Annotated in this window: 5 protein-coding genes; 3 read left to right on the forward strand and 2 right to left on the reverse strand. The window is 42.0% G+C overall.

Annotated features, from left to right (window positions below; genetic code table 11):
• Nucleotides 1-237: 237 nt before the first annotated feature.
• Nucleotides 238-396, reverse strand: coding sequence for a hypothetical protein (locus PN457_RS09320; RefSeq protein WP_271732862.1), 159 nt, complete (start codon nt 394-396; stop codon nt 238-240).
• A gap of 102 nt (nt 397-498) precedes the next feature.
• Between PN457_RS09320 and PN457_RS09325 the strand changes: the two genes are divergently transcribed.
• Both PN457_RS09325 and PN457_RS09330 read left to right on the forward strand, forming a co-directional pair.
• Nucleotides 499-2,232: an RNA-binding domain-containing protein gene (locus PN457_RS09325; protein ID WP_271732864.1), complete on the forward strand. Its 1,734-nt coding sequence runs from the start codon at nt 499-501 to the stop codon at nt 2,230-2,232.
• A gap of 379 nt (nt 2,233-2,611) precedes the next feature.
• A complete protein-coding gene (locus PN457_RS09330; RefSeq protein ID WP_271732866.1) occupies nt 2,612-3,439 on the forward strand; it encodes a tetratricopeptide repeat protein in 828 nt (275 codons plus the stop codon).
• 71 nt (nt 3,440-3,510) lie between these two features.
• Here PN457_RS09330 and PN457_RS09335 read toward each other — a convergent pair whose 3' ends face one another.
• Complete coding sequence (locus PN457_RS09335) at nt 3,511-3,654, reverse strand: hypothetical protein (protein ID WP_271732867.1); 144 nt, start codon at nt 3,652-3,654, stop codon at nt 3,511-3,513.
• Nucleotides 3,655-3,673: 19 nt separating this feature from the next.
• On the opposite strand from PN457_RS09335, the gene PN457_RS09340 reads away from it, so the two are divergent.
• Nucleotides 3,674-3,886, forward strand: a complete 213-nt coding sequence (locus PN457_RS09340; RefSeq protein WP_271732868.1) for a hypothetical protein — start codon at nt 3,674-3,676, stop codon at nt 3,884-3,886.
• The last annotated feature ends 87 nt before the right edge of the window (nt 3,887-3,973 follow it).

A 3,973-nucleotide genomic window follows, 5' to 3' on the forward strand; every position in this document is an offset into this window, starting at 1 on the left:
AGTGGGGACACCACTATCAAACTCTGTGACTACCTGAGAATATTTTGGACAGAAGTCGGGGATGTATAACCTCAACCGGCACATAATCGGGCGATCGCTATTGTGGAGATGATGGGGGGCGATCGCTATTGTGGAGATGATGGGGGGCGATCGCTATTGTGGAGATGATAGAGGGCGATCGCTATTGTGGAGATGATGGGGGGCGATCGCTATTGTGGAGATGATAGAGAGCGATCGCTATTGTGGAGAGTATAGAGGGCGATCGCTATTGTGGAGAGTATGGGGGGCGATCGCTTGTTCAATTACCGTTGCTGGAATAGCCATCTCGATTGCTTTGAGCAAGTCACCATTTTGTATATCGGGACACACCAACGAAAAATCTCTCAGATGCACCACAGTTAATTTCCATTCTTGGGAACAATGCTTAATTTACATGAATTTGAGGCTTAACTGAACCTTATTCAGACCAGTTTGATTGTTTACGAGATACCATTGAGGATGTCTTGCATTTTGCGTCCTAACCTCCTTGGCGATTGCTATAGTACCCTGGAAGGAAGCCAAGAAATATTGGCAAGAACTCACATGATCCGCACTATTCCAACCAAAGAATCTCTCACTGTAGAGTTTAAAAGCGATCGCTCTCGCCTACCTGACCGAGAACTGATTGAAACTGTAGTCTGTCTTGCTAATACCGATGGTGGTGAAATTTACCTGGGTGTTGAAGATAATGGACAAGTGACTGGTTTACATCCCCAGCATCAAAACTTATCTACCCTAGCAGCCATGATTGCTAACCGCACCAATCCGCCAGTGAGTGTGCGCGTTACAGCACTGCAAGAAGAAGGCCAAACCATTGCTCAAATTGAAGTCCCAAAATCTCTGCGTCTAGTTGCTACTTCCGATGGTCTTTTACAGCGTCGCCGCCTTCAAGCTGAAGGGACTCCCCAATGCGTCCCCTTCTATCCCCATGAATTTGCCAGCCGTCAATCAGATTTAGGTTCTTTAGATTACTCATCTTTACCAGTAAACGGAGCCACTACAGCCGACTTTGACCCCCTAGAACGGGAACGCCTGCGCCAACTGATTGAACGATATGGTGGCGATCGCACTCTGTTATCTCTGAGTGATGAAGAACTAGATGGTGCTTTGGGATTTGTACGTTCTCGTCATGGAGATCGCATCCCGACAATTACGGGATTGCTGATTTTGGGGAGAGAAGCAGCACTACGAGAATTTATACCAACTCACGAAGTTGCCTTTCAAGTTTTAGAAGGAACTCAAGTGCGAGTTAATGATTTTTACCGCACCCCGATGTTGAAACTATTTGAGCGAATTATGGAACAGTTGGAAGTGCGTGTGGAAGAAGATGAAATTCAAATTGGTTTATTTCGCGTACCAGTTCCTAACTACGACCGACGCGCATTTCGTGAGGCTTTTGTGAATTCCTTAATTCATCGGGACTATACCAGAATGGGAGCAGTTCACGTTCGTTGGGAAGATTACGGCATTGTCATCAGTAACCCTGGTGGATTTGTTGAAGGTGTAACCTTAGATAATTTGTTAGTTGTAGAACCAAGACCCAGAAATCCTTTCCTAGCCGATGCTATCAAACGCATAGGACTTGCTGAACGTACTGGACGCGGTGTTGACTTAATTTACCAAGGCTTACTGCGCTACGGAAGACCCGCACCCGACTATCAACGTAGTGACGCATACTCAGTAGTTGTGCGACTTCCTGGTGGAGAAGCCGATTTACCACTTTTGCGGGTAGTAATTGAAGAAGAAAACCGCAGACAAAGTCCTCTACCAGTTGAATCTCTCATTGCTTTGGCTCAATTGCGACAAGAAAGACGCATAGATACCACTACCCTAGCTCAAGCCATTCAACGTAATGAACAGATTGCCCGCAGTGTCTTAGAAAGATTAGTTGAGGCGGGTTTAGTTGAAGCCCACGGTATCAAAAAAGGGCGTACCTACACGTTAAGTCCTCAAGTGTATCGAGAATTAGGACAGTCAGCTGATTATGTCCGACAGGTCGGCTTCGATTCCATACAGCAAGAACAAATGGTTATCAGTTATGTCAATACTCACGGCAAAATCACCAGACAAGAAACAATGGAATTGTGCCGGATTAGTAAAGACCAAGCGACTCGCTTATTACGTCAACTAGCTGATGCGAACCAATTAAAATTAGTTGGTCAACGCAGAGGCGCACATTATGTGCTGCCATAGCGCGGAAATAAGCACCGCGCATTTTAAAATAAGCGTTGCGTATTTTTAGCGCATTTTCGGAAATAAAATTAATATGTCTATTGTTACTGATTACTCATTCCCCTTTGAGAACAGATATATAGGTTTGCTGGTATAAAGACTAACAGGTAAAACCAAGCCTCAACCTACTTGATTTTTAATTTTTATCGTTTTTTACTTTAATTTCTTTTACACTCAGTATCACTGAGTTATTTTGTGCTTTTAGTAACTTCTCATAATGCCATAGTACATAATTTAACTTAAAAAAATTAAGGCACAATTTCAATTACATATAAGTCATAAGTTTATCTATTTCTACGTAACCGGTTAAATAATCCCCCGACCATAAAAGGTAAAATTTATGCACTTTTCAGCATTAACTAGCGTCGTAGCCTTATCAATACTGATATTTACTCTCATGGCTATTTCTACTTTGAGTCAAACTAGACTCAATCAAATCAGCTTTAGATTTGAAAAACGGGGAAGATATCAGAGGATCATTCCTTGGGAATCTGACTCTTTCCCCAAAACTCTTTGGACACCCCAAAGAGTTCTTGAAATAGTGAGTCAAAGATTCCAAAAATTTCACACTAAAGGTCGCCTTAATCCTGATTTAGCTGTAACTTACATCAATCGTGGTTTTGTTTACTATGACCAAAAAAAATGGGATTTAGCTCTGGTTTATTTCACTAAAGCCATTGCCTTAAATCCTGATTATGCTTATGCTTACTACAGTCGCGGTAATGTTTACTATAACCAAAAAAAATGGGATTTAGCTCTGGCTGATTATAATAAAGCCATTGCCATAGCCATTGGCATTAATCCCGATTTAGCTGATACTTATATAGGTTGCGATAATTTTTACTATGACCAGAAACAACAGGATTTAGCTCTGGCTGATTATAATAAAATCATTGGCTTTAATCCCGATTTAGCTGATCCTTACATAGGTTGCGGTAATGTTTACTATAACCAAAAAAAATGGGATTTAGCACTGTCGGCTTACACCAAAGCCATTACCATTGATCCTGATTATGCTCAAGCCTACTATAGTCGCGGTCTTGTTTACCATCAGCTAGGAGACATCAACAAAGCCAGGGAAAACTTGCTAAGAGCAGCGCAATTATACCTCGATGAAGGTAGTACCGCTGATTATCAACAAGTAATTAGAATTTTAAACTCACTCTAAAAGCTAGGGGTTAAAATCCTGTCTTCAGGCTTAAGTATTACCCCCATAAAAAATAAGTCTTATATTTGTGATTACGAAATAATCGGGCGATCGCCTCTGGATTGTGGAGATGATGGAGGGCGATCGCTATTGTGGAGATGATGGGGGGCGATCGCTTGATTTTGACTGAGTATTTTAACTGGGTTAATTCTGTAGGATTCAGCCCGAATGGTCAAACCCTCCCTAGTGGGAGTGATGACAAGGGTATCAAACTGTGGCGATTATGGTACTAGTGAATCAAATTTCATCTACAATCGGGGTCATTTTGAGCCAAAAAAATGGGCTTTAGCTGTGGCTGATTACATCCAAGCTATTGCCATTAATCCTAATTACTTTTTATTTTACAGCGATCGCAGTCTTTTTGACAATTACTTAACAAATCTTCACAAACCCAGGGAGAACCTGTAACCACACCTAGGAAACCACATCCCCTTTATTTTTGTGTGTAGGATTCAGGCCGAATGGTCAAACCCTCCCTAGTGGGAGTGATGACAA

It is taken from the genome of Anabaenopsis arnoldii (assembly GCF_028331025.1).
Lineage (GTDB): Bacteria > Cyanobacteriota > Cyanobacteriia > Cyanobacteriales > Nostocaceae > Anabaenopsis > Anabaenopsis arnoldii.